The sequence below is a fragment of the Gilliamella sp. wkB18 genome, from assembly GCF_001690875.1.
Lineage (GTDB): Bacteria > Pseudomonadota > Gammaproteobacteria > Enterobacterales > Orbaceae > Gilliamella > Gilliamella apicola_A.
On sequence record NZ_LZHM01000099.1, the window covers coordinates 54938 to 69660 of the forward strand.

General features: G+C 33.4%; 12 protein-coding genes. 4 read left to right on the forward strand and 8 right to left on the reverse strand.

Features of this window, described 5'->3' with window-relative positions:
- Nucleotides 1-37: 37 nt before the first annotated feature.
- Nucleotides 38-580 (reverse strand): UPF0149 family protein, encoded by a 543-nt coding sequence (locus A9G48_RS10270; protein ID WP_034948295.1) that lies wholly within the window; start codon nucleotides 578-580, stop codon nucleotides 38-40.
- A gap of 127 nt (nucleotides 581-707) precedes the next feature.
- On the opposite strand from A9G48_RS10270, the gene A9G48_RS10275 reads away from it, so the two are divergent.
- From A9G48_RS10275 to crr, 4 genes are all read left to right on the forward strand, one after another.
- Complete coding sequence (locus A9G48_RS10275; RefSeq protein ID WP_034948299.1) at nucleotides 708-1052, forward strand: hypothetical protein; 345 nt, start codon at nucleotides 708-710, stop codon at nucleotides 1050-1052.
- A gap of 138 nt (nucleotides 1053-1190) precedes the next feature.
- Nucleotides 1191-1448, forward strand: coding sequence for a phosphocarrier protein Hpr (gene ptsH, locus A9G48_RS10280; protein ID WP_034948302.1), 258 nt, complete (start codon nucleotides 1191-1193; stop codon nucleotides 1446-1448).
- A 52-nt stretch (nucleotides 1449-1500) separates the two neighbouring features.
- Nucleotides 1501-3228 (forward strand): phosphoenolpyruvate-protein phosphotransferase PtsI, encoded by a 1728-nt coding sequence (ptsI, locus tag A9G48_RS10285; RefSeq protein ID WP_034948306.1) that lies wholly within the window; start codon nucleotides 1501-1503, stop codon nucleotides 3226-3228.
- Nucleotides 3229-3237: 9 nt separating this feature from the next.
- On the forward strand, nucleotides 3238-3741 hold the full coding sequence (gene crr / locus A9G48_RS10290; protein WP_034948309.1) for a PTS glucose transporter subunit IIA: 504 nt from the start codon (nucleotides 3238-3240) through the stop codon (nucleotides 3739-3741).
- An 84-nt stretch (nucleotides 3742-3825) separates the two neighbouring features.
- Here crr and pgi read toward each other — a convergent pair whose 3' ends face one another.
- The 7 genes from pgi to rne form a co-directional block, all read right to left on the reverse strand.
- Nucleotides 3826-5475, reverse strand: coding sequence for a glucose-6-phosphate isomerase (gene pgi, locus A9G48_RS10295; protein WP_034948312.1), 1650 nt, complete (start codon nucleotides 5473-5475; stop codon nucleotides 3826-3828).
- A 1216-nt stretch (nucleotides 5476-6691) separates the two neighbouring features.
- Nucleotides 6692-7624, reverse strand: a complete 933-nt coding sequence (gene metA, locus A9G48_RS10300; RefSeq protein WP_034948315.1) for a homoserine O-acetyltransferase MetA — start codon at nucleotides 7622-7624, stop codon at nucleotides 6692-6694.
- Between the two features lie 179 nt (nucleotides 7625-7803).
- Nucleotides 7804-8616, reverse strand: a complete 813-nt coding sequence (locus tag A9G48_RS10305) for a peptide ABC transporter ATP-binding protein (protein WP_034948320.1) — start codon at nucleotides 8614-8616, stop codon at nucleotides 7804-7806.
- 15 nt (nucleotides 8617-8631) lie between these two features.
- Complete coding sequence (locus A9G48_RS10310) at nucleotides 8632-9630, reverse strand: peptide ABC transporter ATP-binding protein (RefSeq protein ID WP_034948323.1); 999 nt, start codon at nucleotides 9628-9630, stop codon at nucleotides 8632-8634.
- A 2-nt stretch (nucleotides 9631-9632) separates the two neighbouring features.
- On the reverse strand, nucleotides 9633-10493 hold the full coding sequence (locus A9G48_RS10315) for an ABC transporter permease subunit (RefSeq protein ID WP_034948326.1): 861 nt from the start codon (nucleotides 10491-10493) through the stop codon (nucleotides 9633-9635).
- A complete protein-coding gene (locus tag A9G48_RS10320; protein ID WP_034948328.1) occupies nucleotides 10486-11421 on the reverse strand; it encodes an ABC transporter permease subunit in 936 nt (311 codons plus the stop codon). The genes A9G48_RS10315 and A9G48_RS10320 overlap by 8 nt, the downstream gene beginning before the upstream one ends.
- Before the next feature lie 79 nt (nucleotides 11422-11500).
- Nucleotides 11501-14194, reverse strand: coding sequence for a ribonuclease E (gene rne / locus A9G48_RS10325; RefSeq protein WP_034948331.1), 2694 nt, complete (start codon nucleotides 14192-14194; stop codon nucleotides 11501-11503).
- Nucleotides 14195-14723: the final 529 nt, after the last annotated feature.

A 14723-nucleotide genomic window follows, 5' to 3' on the forward strand; every position in this document is an offset into this window, starting at 1 on the left:
ATGACCTCAATTAAAATTAATGTTTAACAGATTAGTCTTAATGAATTGTTGGCGTTATATCGGGCTCATTAAATTCGTCAAAACATAATATGGATGTAATACGAACATACTCTTTAATTTCTTCAAATGCGAAACCAAGCTCTTGCTGATCTTCATTTTCATCATATCCTAATTGTACAATTTGACGTAAATCATAAATTGCTTCACCGACATCGCCTTTAAGGTGATTAATTTTAGGTTGAACAAGCCCAATACCAAGTAAAAAATGATTTACCCAACCTACTAAATCATTAATCTGAGAATAAAGTTCTTTATTGCTAAGAAATAGTTGAAATTCAAAATGCTCATCAAAAAATTGCTGCTTAGTTATATTATAAAGCTGACTAATTTGTTGCTCTAAATATTCTGGCATTTTTTGTCCATTATTTAACATGTCTTCAACTAATGGTCGCCAACTTTCATCATGATTTCCGCCAGCTAAAAGACCTGAGATAAAACCATGTAATTCAGCAGCTGTAATACCTATTTTATATAGGATTAATTGTCGATTAAATTCATCATAATTAGTGGTATCTGTCATTAACTTCACCTTGATTTTGTTAAATCAACAAAAATGCACCCCCCTGCACTTTAATTGATTATTAGTATATAATTCATAATTGGCTATAAATAATAAACATGTTACTAAGCTTTATAAAGGAATTATTTTGAATATTGTAAGATTTATCTTGAAATCGCCCATACTTCTTTTGATATTTGCAATATCGTTAACTGCATGTGGCACCTGCTCGCCTAACAAGGGCACCATCATCCTTGATGTAAAGGATAAAACACAAACGTATGTAACCGGTCAAGACCTCCCAAGCCACTACAAATTAGGAAATAGTGAACAAGAACTTCAACGCTTCGAAACCTTCTGTTCTGAAGAAATTCAAGTATCACAGCTTGATGGCAGCGAAGAAACTGTTTTTGAAAATATCAAACATGGCATTCATGGACAAATTGAATTTAAAAACTGCAGTGACAAAGTCACTCGAATTTACCAATATTGATAAAAAAAAACTATCTTTATATTTTAAAACGAATAAGATTAACAGATTGTAAAATATCTATAAAATCTTACTAGCCATTCAAGATGTTTTTATTTATATTGATCAGGCTAATGAAAATATTTTTGGAGTAAAACAATTATGTATAAACAAGATGTAACCATTACTGCACCAAATGGTCTCCATACTCGCCCTGCGGCACAATTCGTAAAAGAAGCTAAAAACTTTAATGCAGAAATTACTGTCACATCAAATGATAAAAGCGCTAGCGCCAAAAGCTTATTTAAATTACAAACACTAGGTTTGACACAAGGCACAACCATTACTATTTCTGCTGAAGGCGAAGATGAAAAAGAAGCAGTCAATCACTTAGTTAAACTACTTCCAGAGTTGGAATAATATCCAAAATGCAATAAAGAACAGATTTAAAATTGAATAAGGATCAAATGTTATGGTATCAGGTATACTTGTTTCCCCGGGTATTGCTTTCGCAAAAGCGCTATTATTAAAAGAAGAACCTATTGTTATTAATAATAGGCAAATTCTTGATAACAAAATTGATGCTGAAATTGAGCGTTTTAAAGAAGCCCGCCAAAAATCAAGCGAGCAATTGAATGCGATCATGGAACGCGCAAAATCCACATTAGGCGAAGATAAAGCCGCTATTTTTGAAGGGCATATCATGCTACTTGAAGATGAGGATCTTGAATTAGAAGTTATTTCGCGTATTAAAAGCAAGCATTCTACCGCTGATGCCGCAGTACAATCTGTATTTGAAACTCAAGCAAAAGAGCTTGAAAATTTAGAAGACGAATATTTAAAAGAGCGCGCAGCTGATATTCGTGATATAGGCAAAAGACTTCTCAAAAATATTTTAGGTATTGAGATTGTGGATTTAAGTGCCATTAGCCAGCCTTGTATTTTGGTTGCGACCGATCTTACACCGTCAGAAACTGCACAATTAAATTTAGATATGGTTTTAGGTTTTATCACTGATGCTGGTGGTCGTACCTCACACACATCAATCATGGCCCGTTCATTAGAAATTCCAGCAATTGTTGGGGCATCTAATGCAACTCAAGCGATCAAACAAGGTGATTTTATTATTTTGGATGCAATAAATAATGCTATTTATATTAATCCAGATCACACCACACAAGAAAAGCTAAAACAAGTCCAAGTTAAATTTATTTCAGACAAAGAAGAATTAGCAAAATTAAAAGATTTGCCAGCTGTAACTCTTGATGGACACCAAGTTGAAATTTGTGCAAACATTGGAACCGTGCGTGATATTGCCGGTGCTGAACGCAATGGTTATGAGGGTATTGGTCTTTACCGTACTGAATTCTTGTTTATGGATCGTGATGCTTACCCAGATGAAGAAGAACAGTTTAAAGCTTATAAAGAAGTAGCTGAATCAACTAATGGTTTATCAGTTATTGTACGTACAATGGATATTGGTGGTGATAAAGATGTACCGTATATGCATTTACCAAAAGAAGAAAATCCATTCTTAGGTTGGCGAGCAATTCGTATCTGTATGGATCGTAAAGAAGTGCTTCATGCACAATTAAAAGCGATTTTACGTGCCTCTGCATTTGGCAAATTACGTATCATGTTCCCAATGATTATTTCGGTTGAAGAAATTCGCATATTAAAAGCTGAAATTAATATTCTTAAAGAACAGTTAAATGCCGAAGGTAAAGCGTTTGATAAAAATATCGAAATCGGTGTAATGATTGAGACACCTGCTGCAGCCGTAATTGCTCATCATTTAGCTAAAGAAGTGGATTTCTTTAGTATTGGAACCAATGATCTAACACAATACACGCTTGCTGTTGACCGTGGTAATGAACTAATTTCTCACCTATATAACCCTCTTTCGCCTTCTGTACTAGCAATGATCAAAAAAGTTATAGATGCTTCCCATAAAGAGGGTAAATGGACAGGTATGTGTGGCGAGCTTGCAGGGGATGAAAGGGCGACAATCTTATTACTTGGCATGGGGCTTGATGAATTTAGTATGAGTGCAGTCTCAATTCCTAAAATTAAGAAATTGATTCGCAATACTAACTTTGAAGAAGCTAAAAAACTAGCCAATACTGCATTAGAAAAAGCAACAGCTAAAGAAGTTATTGATTTAATAGATAATTATACTGCTGAAAAGCAAATTTGTTAGGAGACAATGATGGGATTATTCGATAAAATCAAGCAGTACCTATCCGATGACAATAAAAATAGAATCGAAGTAATCGCACCATTAAGTGGTGAGATTGTCAAAATTGAAGATGTACCTGATGTGGTTTTTGCTGAAAAAATCGTGGGTGATGGTATTGCAATTAAGCCTACGGGTAATAAAATTGTAGCACCATTAAATGGTAAAATAGGTAAAATTTTTGAAACGAACCACGCATTTGCAATCGAATCAGATGAAGGTATTGAACTTTTTGTCCACTTCGGAATTGATACAGTAGAGTTAAAAGGTGAAGGCTTTACGCGTATTGCAGAAGAAGGTCAACAAGTTAAAATTGGAGATACTATTATTGAATTTGATTTACCTTTATTAGAAAGTAGAGCAAAATCAGTATTAACACCTGTTGTTATTTCAAATATGGATAGCATTTTGGAGTTAACCAAGCTTACTGGTACCGTTGAAGCAGGTAAAACGCCTGTTATGCGCATTAAAAAATAATTATCTATTGAACTAAAAGCCCTTCAGTATCAACTGAAGGGCTTTTTCATATAAAAATCAACATTACCTGACTAAGAAAATTCACTAACGCCATTTTTTATATTGATTAATCAAATTATTAGTTGAAACATCATGTGAGTTTACAGGTTCATCATCTGCTAATTCGGGTAAAATACGCCCAGCCAGTTGTTTGCCAAGTTCAACACCCCATTGATCAAAACTAAATATATTAAGAATAACTCCTTGAGTAAAAATTTTATGCTCATACATCGCAACTAAGGCACCAAGGGCATAAGGAGTAATTTTTTTCACTAATATTGAATTAGTTGGTCTATTACCTTCAAATACTTTAAATGGTACAACAGACTTCACTTCATCAAGATTTTTTCCTGCAGCTATGAACTCTTGCTCAACCTGTTCTTTTGTTTTACCAAAAGCTAAAGCTTCAGTTTGAGCAAAAAAGTTAGATAATAATTTTGGGTGATGATCTCCAACTGGATTATGGCTTATTGCTGGTGCAATAAAATCACAAGGAATGAGTTTAGTACCTTGGTGAATTAATTGATAAAATGCATGTTGACCATTGGTTCCTGGTTCGCCCCAAATAATTGGGCCTGTTGTGTAAGGTATTTTATTACCGTTGCGATCGATACTTTTACCATTTGACTCCATATTTCCCTGTTGGAAATAAGCTGCAAAACGGTGCATATACTGATCATATGGTAAAATAGCTTCGGTTTCGGCACCACAAAAATTGTTGTACCAAATACCAATTAATGCCAGTAACGTTGGGATATTTTTATCAATTGGTGCGCTTTGGAAGTGCTTATCCATCGCATGACCACCGGCTAAAAATTGTTTGAAGTTATCAAAACCAATTGATAAAACAATTGATAAGCCAATTGCCGACCAAGATGAATAACGTCCACCAACCCAATCCCAAAATTCAAACATATTAGCTGTATCAATACCAAATTTTTCAACTTCTTTAGCATTAGTTGAAAGAGCAACAAAGTGCAAAGCAACTGCTTTATCATCTTTAGCAGCATCAAGTAACCATGCTCGTGCTGTTTGTGCATTTGTCATAGTTTCTTGAGTGGTGAAAGTTTTGGATGCAACCAAAAATAAAGTGGTTTCAGGATTTAAGCCTTTTAACGCTTCAACGATATGTGTGCCATCTACATTTGATACGAAATGCATGTTCAAGTGGTTTTTGTAAGGTCCTAGCGCTTCGGTAATCATTACTGGCCCTAGATCTGAACCACCAATACCAATATTGACCACATCAGTAATGGCTTTACCAGTGTATCCTTTCCATTCACCATTAATGATTTTTTTACTGAATGATTCCATCTTAGCTAAGACAGCGTTAACATCATCCATCACATTCTTACCATCAACATAAATTGGTGTATTTGATACATTACGTAAAGCAACATGCAAAACAGCACGATCTTCAGTACGATTAATTTTCTCACCACTATACATGGCTGTAATTGCATCACTTAGATCACATTCATCAGCAAGTTTATAAAGTATTTCTAACGTTTCTTGCGTGATACGATTTTTGGAAAGATCAACCAAAAATTCATCCTCAAAAAGGATACTGAGTTTCTCAATTCGTTTTGGCTCTTCTTCTAAAATTTGAGCAATGGTTTTATTATGATGCTTTTGGTAACTTACTTGAAGGGATTTCCAAGATGAAGTGGTAATTGGATCGATGGATTTTAACATAACTAATTCCTTAAATAATAACGCACTGTATCCATAATATAACTATGCCTAAAAGGATGCAAGATAAGGATCTTTTATCTGTTCTTACTGAAATGATAGGGTTAATAGCTTAACTAGCCTACTAAGCAACAAACTTTTAATTTATTTTTTAGCCGTTCCTATGTCAAATTGTCTTATGGTTTGGCTTGTAGATATTTAGTACGAAGAAAGGGGGAAACTCTTGTACTAAGTTTAACTAATGTTCTTCATGCAGATTGAATACAAAAAAATCCCTAACATTGCCGGCAGTATTAAATTGCCATATAAAATATAATGCATTTTGCACTGCATCACTGACACCTTACAATACTAGTAAAAGAACTATCGCATACTAAGAATAATGTTTCGTTTGATAATCCAACACCTCATCGACTAATTTAATATTTGAGGGAGCATTTGACACAAACAGCCATTTACAATCAAATTTGCCTTGATACACAACTTGCTAGTTATATTATTAAATAACTTAAAGAATTCATTCGGTAAGTTTTCTTTATTATAAGAAACTATTCTCGATCAAAGATTTCTTTAGATATCAATTTGTGTCGAATCTTTTTATTTAACTGAAATAAATCATTTTTTGAATTTGGTAATAGCCATGAATCAAACTCAAGCTGATTTTGTAATAAAAAAGCATACTCCGTAGTTAAGGCTATTTTAAGTTCATTTATAACTTTGTGGTTATCATGACCATAAACAATTAATATTATGATATAAAAAATTTTTCAAGTATTGAGTATAGCTGCTGACATTTTTCTGATTAACTAACACAATATTAAATCGATTCATCTTAATCTTTATTATAATAAAAATGTTTTCTTAAAGCTGATTCTTATAATAATGTTTTAGGAAATTCAACAAAACCATATTTAATTAATGAGCTTTCGTGCGTTGATTATTGCAGATCTTGGCCATTGTGTTTGTTTAACTTATTCTTTATATTCTAATAAGCAATGCATAAAATTAATTACAATATTTTAGGATTAAATTTATACATTGTATGGTTTTATATTAAATGATATTTATAATAGGGCTTATTTTTTCTTTAATCTCAAATGTTTCTTATTTTGGAAATATCTTATTAATATCTTGAAAGTTTTTGTTATTTACTTTTTCAAATGAAAAATTATTCACCATCATGCACAATTAAAGCAAATAATTATCATAATGATTTATTTTAATCATCGATTGTTAAATTACGGGTAGTCAAATCAAATGGTGTTAATTGATAAACATAGTAATTGAGCCAATTACTAAATAATAAATAAGCGTGACTACGCCATGACGCTTTAGGCGACAAACTAGGATTATTATTCGGGAAATAATTTTCAGGGATATCTGGTTGAATACCTGCTTTGAAATCACGAAAATATTCCTTTGCTAAAGTGAAAGAATCGTATTCAGGATGACCTGTCACAAATGCCATGCGCTTATCAGCCGTTGCCATTAGATAAGGACCGGTGACATCTGATTCAGCTAAAATTGTTAAATCAGTATAACTTTTGATTTTATCTATTGGGAAATCAGCATAACGAGAATGAGGTGCTAAAAATAAATCATCAAAGCCACGAGTTAATATAGCATTGGGTTGTGCTAATTGATGCTGATAAACGCCAGATAATTTATTTGAGCGCGTGAATTTTGGTAAATCATATAATATATTCAATGCCGCTTGCACCGCCCAACAAATAAACATGGTTGAAGTTACATGTTCTTTCGCCCATTTGATAATTTCGGTTAATTTAGACCAATAAACCACATCTGAAAATGCGACTTTACCCAATGGAGCGCCTGTAATGATTAAACCATCAAAATTTTGTTCGCAAATATCTTCAAAATCACAATAAAAGCTATTTAAATGCTCGACAGGAGTATTTTTAGATTCGCGTTGGTCTATTCGTAATAACTGAATATTGATTTGTAAAGGAGAGTTAGAAAGCAACCGTAAAAATTGGTTTTCTGTTTCTATTTTTTTAGGCATTAAATTCAAAAAAAGAAGCTTAAGTGGACGAATTTCTTGCATATTTGCACGAGATGAAGTCATAATAAAAACATTTTCTTTACGAAGCACATCAACAGCAGGCAATGAATCAGGAATACAGATAGGCATAAAAACTCCTAATAATCAATAAGCTTTAAAAAAAACAAATAGACGTCTAGAAATCCATATAGCTAAATATAGAGAGTTCTAGATTATTTGTCGAGTTTTTTATTCAATAATTATACAAAATAGTTCAAGATGGCATCATGAGAATGCTCAATTAGATTTAGAAAAAGCTATCAAAAATATTAAAAGAACCTAGTATCAGTACGCCAAGTATCAGCAGTAAGAGCTTCACCAAAATAGCTATTGATTAGTTTTTGAGTAATCTCGCTTAATGGCGAAGCCAACACTTCTGCTGTATTACCATATTCAACAAGCTCACCTTTATGCATAACCAAAATCTCGTCACTAATATGTTTCATCATACCAATATCTTGCGTCACATAAACATAAGAAATGTTTTGCTGAGCTTGCAATTTCAACATCAAATTCACAATTTGAGATCGCATCGAAATATCTAATGCAGCTAATGCCTCATCAAGAATAATAACTTTAGGCTTTAAAATTAATGCTCTAGCCAATGCCACACGTTGTTTTTGTCCTGAAGCCATAACAGAAGGATAATAAAAAGCATGTTCTGGCAATAAACCAACTTGTTTTAAAACATCACTAATCAATTTTTCACGTTCAAATGCATTATAACGTGTATTATGCTTTAATGGGATTTCAAGTAATTGACCGATACGAAGCCTTGGATCAAATGAACTTTCAACATGTTGAAAAATCATTCGAATAAGCTGACAGCGATGGCTATAATCGCCATATTCTACTTTAGATCCATCAATCCAAATATCGCCACTATCTGGTTTCACCATGCCAACTAACATTTTTGCTAATGTGGATTTTCCTGAACCATTTTGACCAATAATCGCTAATGTTTTACCTTCATTAAGTGAAAAGGATAAAGATTTAACCGCATCAATACGTAAATGCCCAAAGAATCCTTTAGGAACACTAAATTGTTTAGATAAATTACGTACTTTTAGAATGGGGTTCATGGTGTATTCCTATTGTTATCTGTATTGCTCATCAGTATTTAAAGGAAAATGGCAGGCAACAGAGTGGCCTTTTATCTGATTCAGTTCAGGCGCTAAAATACATTTTTTTTGCGCATATGGACAGCGAGGGCCTAATCGACAACCAATCGGCAAATGTTCTAGTGAAGGGATCACGCCTGGCAAAGTATTTAATGGGCTCTTATGCGGCATGGCTTTACCAAAGTCGGGAATAGCATAAATTAATGCTTGTGTATAAGGATGATATGGTGACTTAATTAAATCTTCACTATCAGCAATTTCAACTGTTTGCCCACAATAAAGCACATTAATACGATCTGTCCATCTTGTTACCATCTGTAAATCATGACTAATGAGTAAAATAGTTGTACCCATATTTTGGTTCATGCTAGCTAGCAGTCTAAAAATTTGTGCTTCTGTTGTTGCTTCCATAGCGTTAGTTGGCTCATCAGCAATAAGAAGTTTAGGTTGATTTGCCAATGCAATTGCTATCATTACTTTTTGACATTCTCCTTCTGTCAATTCAAATGGATAGGACTTTAAAATTTCCTTATGTTCTTTAATTCCAACTCGATGCAGTAACTCTATAGCACGATATTTACGCCAAAAAAATCTTTGCCACCAATGACCTTTAAATGCTCTTCTTGGAATAGCTTCAATTAACTGTTGCCCAATTCTCATAGAAGGGTCTAAACATGATTGTGGTTCTTGGAAAATCATTGATATATTATCACTAATAACTTTACGACGCTGTTTAGGTGTCAATTTTAGAAAATCAATATTATTAAAATGGAAACGATCTGCTGAAATTTTCCAGTTATTATTAGTTGCTCCCAAAATCGCTTTAGCGATTAAACTCTTTCCAGAACCAGACTCCCCGACCAAACCACGAATTTCACCTTCTGATAATTTAAGATTAACTCGATCAATTGCGCGTAAAAGACCATCAGGAGTAATAAACTCAATAGTTAAATTTCGAATATCTAGCAATGCCATAATTAATATCCTTCTTGTCGACCATTTAATCCAAAATTCAATAGGTGAACGAATATAATGGTAGCTGAAATAGCGATTCCAGGAGATAAAAAGGCCAAATAATTAGTATCAATGATATCTTTCATTCTAAACATCATCATACCTAAATCAGGTCGAGAGACATCATTAGCAAAACCTAAAAAAGTGATTGTGGTAATTGCTAAAATAATGGAGCTAAATAATGAGATAATTTCAGTCAAATAAATAGGTAAAATATTATATAAAATATAATTATTTAATATAGAAAATGGCGATAAACCATCCAATCGATAAGCAGTAATATAGGTTTTATTCCATTCTCGACTCACTTTCTGGTGAATATTATAAATAAAACGTGGTGTATAAGATAATCCAATGACAAGCAACATATTAGTTATATTATCTTCTAATAATAGGCTAATCGTAATAACACCGAGTAAAGGAGGAACAACCATAAAAAACCGAAAACTTAAAAGAATAAAAGCTCGCAAAAAAGGAATAAAAAACATTAAATAATTAATTAGTCCACCAATTACTATTACATAAAATACAGTTTTAAGTGTCATTGATATGGTAGATCGATAGCCAATTAACAAATAATCAAAAATATCTTGTCCTTGAGCATTGGTACCCAATATATGATTAATATCACCCTTAGCCCACCAAGCCGGTGGTAAAGAAGCTGCAAAAATAGGCTCAAGGTGTGCATGGAAAAACCATTTTGTCGATAAAGCAACAAATGTTATTGCGACAATACCATAAAATCCAACGAGGGAATAAATGTTGCCATGTAGTTTATTAAAGCTAAATGTTAACCAATTGAATAACTTATTTATCTTATACATGATTTTCCTTATGGCGTAATGGATAAATCATCACAGCTGTAATTTCACCTAATAAAGTTAATAAACTTATTACTGTTCCACATGCCAGAATGGCAATTGAAATAATAAAATAATTATGGTGATAATAAGCACTCATTATCCATTGCCCTAAACCTACTCGGTTAAATAAAATCTCTACTACCATGGTTGAAAACAAGAGTGTTGTTGTATTATAAGTTAGTTGTGGAATCGTAGCTGGAATAGTATTAGGCAATAGGTGACGTCGTAAAATTCTAAATGGCGATCTTTCTCGAATTGTTGCCATTTTTATAAAATTTTGCTGCGAAGTATTCTGCACATTTTGACTAACCAGTTGAATAGTCATAATACTTGGTTGAATAGACAAAATAAATATTGGTAATAATAGATAATGCAACTGCGCTAACAATACAGCTATTTTATCTACTCTTGATGAGAGTAAAATTTTCAACAATGATGAACCTGATACAGAAACTAATGATGATACATTAAAATTGATTGATACTGACCAAGTTGGTGATAATAAAAACATTACCATAACAACAAGTAATACTATGGGGCATGAGTAAAGCAAAAGGCATATTAATCTAATAACATTATTTAACCAATTAATTCTACTTAACCCTAAAAAAATTCCCAAAGGTAGCCCAACAATTAGTGTAACCATTAAAGCTAAAATACAAAGCTCAAATGTGGCAGCTAAAGTATTAAAAAAAGGGACTGTTTCACCAGATAATAAAGTAAATTGTCCCTGAAATAGTTGTTTAAAAAAGTTTCTATAAGCTTCAACAAAACTTAAATCATTAAATAATGAATGGGGAGAAAAATAAACAAGACAAAAACTAATCTGAGCTAGCACGCAGATAATAAATAAAAAAGCTACTATTTTTTTGAAAATATAGATAATCATTGTTTATTTTTATCGTTGTCATCAACTCAAATATAAACAGTAGTGACCTAATAGCCACTACTGCAGTTCTATATCAATTTTATTCTGAAGGGTATGACGGCTTACTTGCCTTTGCATAGGCATGATTCTCTGCATTTAAGCCACCTGCATTCCCTTTACCTTCAAATTGATAATCCGACTCTTCGCGTAACTTTATACCAATCTTCTCGGTAACTGATTGTGGTGCTGGTGCCTTTTTCATAACAGAAGAAGAGTAACCTACTGGTTGCTCGACCTTTGTTGCTATATCACTATTGTTTTCATTGAGAATATTATCACTCATCGTAAATACGGTATTAGTAGATGAATGCTCATGTAAAACTTCATCAATAACCGATGTTTGTTTTGTTATATCCGCATTATAGGTTATCACTTCATCTTTAATAATAACTGGCAATAAAAGCGAAGGAATAATAGGTACAACGTCATTTGGCATATCATGATTAACATGACTGTAGTCAATGGCTACTCTTCCTAAAGCCAATTCTAATGATGCCGCCGCAAATGATAACGGCATTGGCGATTGTTTAAGAGCTGTATTTCGTACACGCCGTTTGCTGCGCGGACCATTCATTCTTAAATGTCTAGAAGTTCGTCGTTGGCGTTTTGGTTGTGACTCTGGAATAACATCACATTCAGTTTGCTCAGAAACAATAACTGGCAATAACAATGACGGAATAATAACCCGCTGTTTGTCATTTTTTGTCATGGCTGCTTCGAGATTTTTAACACGTATACTTTTTGTTAAAGTACGTTGTTGACGTCTTGGTTTGACCTCTCGTTGCTTCGATTGTGTCATTTCAATAACGGATTTTTCCGCTTTAACATTATTTACGCCAATTGATGAAGTAGCGCTATTATTTTGTTTAGCTCGACGACTATTATTTCGGGTTGGCTCTTTTATATCATCAGTTATCACATTATGACTGTTAGTCGCCGCAGCATTGCTATTTCTATTATTACGTTGTCGTCGATTATTTGAACGTTGATTATCGCGTCTTTTACTTGGCAATGGTTTAATTTCTGGCTCAGGCTCATATTTTTCGGATACAAACAGTTTACGAATCTTGCTAAATAACTCACCAAATAAACTTCCTGACTTTTCGGCTTTTACCTCAATCTTTTCTTTTTGTATGGTGCAAGCTTCAACTTTTGGTCCTGACAATACCGCTTGTTCAACAACCACTTCTGCAACTTGATCTTCTTCCTGTTCTTCAAGTTCGCGAATCAACTTTGGAAGATTATAACTTAATACGTCTGTTTCTTCACCTGCTCGTTTACGAATCACTTTATAAAGTGGTGTTTCCATTTCTTCATCGCCAGCTATCACAATTTTGACATCAGGGTGCATTCTTTCAATATTGGTAATTGCACGACGTTTTTCATTAAGTAAGTAACTCGCTATTGGTACAGGAACGATAACATCAATCTGAACTGTATTGTCTTTCATCGCTTCTTCTTGAATTAACCGCAAGATAGAAAGCGATAATGAATTATTATCGCGAACCGTACCTGTTCCTTGACAACGAGGACAAATATGATGCGTTGCTTCACGTAGTGAAGGACTTAAACGCTGGCGAGACATTTCAAGCAAGCCGAATCGTGAAATTCTCGTTGTTTGAATTCGTGCGCGGTCTGTTTTCATTGCTTCTTTTAAGCGATTTTCTACTTCTCGCTGATTGCGAATTGGCGTCATATCAATAAAATCGATAACAATTAAACCACCTAAGTCGCGTAAGCGTAATTGCCGAGCAATTTCTTCTGCAGCTTCGAGATTAGTGTTAAAGGCAGTTTCCTCTATATCACTACCACGGATAGATTTTGCTGAATTAATATCAATCGCAGTTAATGCTTCGGTCGCATCAATAACAATTGAACCTCCTGATGGTAAACGTACTTCACGTTGGAACGCTGATTCAATTTGACCTTCGATTTGAAAATGATTAAATAACGGCACATCACCCTCATAAAGTTTAAGGCGATTGACGTATTCAACCCTTCCTAAATCAGCTAAGCGTTTTTTAGCTATTTCTAATACCTTTGGATTGTCGATCAAAATATCACCAACATCATCACGTAAATAATCACGGAAAGCTCGAGTAATAATATCACTTTCTTTATGAATCAAGCTTGGAGCTGAATGATTTTTTGCTTCATTTTGAATTGCTGTCCAATAGTTTACTAAAGCATTTAAATCCTGTTGTAGTTCTTCTTGGGTTTTACCAACCCCCGCTGTTCTAGCTATAACTCCCATGCCCTTTGGTTTTTCAATAGCATCAATAATTCGCTTTAAATCTGCACGATCTTCGCCTTCAATCCGGCGAGAAACACCGCCAGCACGAGGATCATTGGGCATCAATACTAAATAGCTACCTGCCAAACTGATATAAGTAGTTAACGCCGCACCTTTTTTTCCTCGAATTTCTTTTTCAATTTGAATAAGTACTTCTTGGCCTTCATGTAGATGTTTGATAGTACGACGCCCTGTCATATTAGATGGGAAGTAGTTATCAGCAATTTCTTTTAGAGGTAAAAAACCATCTCGTTCTCCGCCATAAGAAACAAAAGCTGCTTCTAAACTTGGATTAATTTTGGTAATTTTGCCTTTATAAATATTGGCTTTCTTTTGCTCATGCCCAAGGCTTTCTATATCTAAATCGTATAAGCGTTGACCATCAACAAGCGCAACACGGAGTTCTTCTTGCTGGGTTGCGTTGATTAGCATTCTTTTCATTATTCTACACTCTTGATTAATCTTAATTAACTGTAGGTAGAATTCTATTATTAGTAGGCTGTTTATTTTAACAATAATAACAAACGATACTAAACAAGATATTTTTAAACGGTATTCATTATTTTATTTATGTTTTTTTAGTTATTATTTTATGTGAATCCGATATCGTTTACACAATATCAACCCATATTCAGTTACTATGTAAAATTCGAAACATTTGTCTGTTTTTTCGAATCAATACTAAGCACCTATTTAATTGATATTATTTCCATATTAATTTGCAAAATCTTGTAGTTAACTGATTTTCGCAAACATTCTAACTTTATATATGATTGTTAAAAATAAACATATTATCTAATTATAACGATTCTACATACGCTATTTATTTTTTAAAAAATTGTAATGTCTAACGCCATTGCTGCATTACAAGGATAAAATTACCCGTCTTTATTATTCACGTTTCCGCTAAGGATAGCAAGAAAATTAAACTTACCATTTTATAAATAGTTAGATAATGATTTTTTATAGT

Excerpts from the sequence above, each read along its gene's own strand:
- A9G48_RS10270 (WP_034948295.1), bottom strand. The coding sequence starts at position 580 with ATGACAGATACCACTAATTATGATGAATTTAATCGACAATTAATCCTA.
- ptsH (WP_034948302.1), top strand. The coding sequence starts at position 1,191 with ATGTATAAACAAGATGTAACCATTACTGCACCAAATGGTCTCCATACT.
- ptsI (WP_034948306.1), top strand. The coding sequence starts at position 1,501 with ATGGTATCAGGTATACTTGTTTCCCCGGGTATTGCTTTCGCAAAAGCG.
- crr (WP_034948309.1), top strand. The coding sequence starts at position 3,238 with ATGGGATTATTCGATAAAATCAAGCAGTACCTATCCGATGACAATAAA.
- pgi (WP_034948312.1), bottom strand. The coding sequence starts at position 5,475 with ATGTTAAAATCCATCGATCCAATTACCACTTCATCTTGGAAATCCCTT.
- metA (WP_034948315.1), bottom strand. The coding sequence starts at position 7,624 with ATGCCTATCTGTATTCCTGATTCATTGCCTGCTGTTGATGTGCTTCGT.
- A9G48_RS10305 (WP_034948320.1), bottom strand. The coding sequence starts at position 8,616 with ATGAACCCCATTCTAAAAGTACGTAATTTATCTAAACAATTTAGTGTT.
- A9G48_RS10310 (WP_034948323.1), bottom strand. The coding sequence starts at position 9,630 with ATGGCATTGCTAGATATTCGAAATTTAACTATTGAGTTTATTACTCCT.
- A9G48_RS10315 (WP_034948326.1), bottom strand. The coding sequence starts at position 10,493 with ATGTATAAGATAAATAAGTTATTCAATTGGTTAACATTTAGCTTTAAT.
- A9G48_RS10320 (WP_034948328.1), bottom strand. The coding sequence starts at position 11,421 with ATGATTATCTATATTTTCAAAAAAATAGTAGCTTTTTTATTTATTATC.
- rne (WP_034948331.1), bottom strand. The coding sequence starts at position 14,194 with ATGAAAAGAATGCTAATCAACGCAACCCAGCAAGAAGAACTCCGTGTT.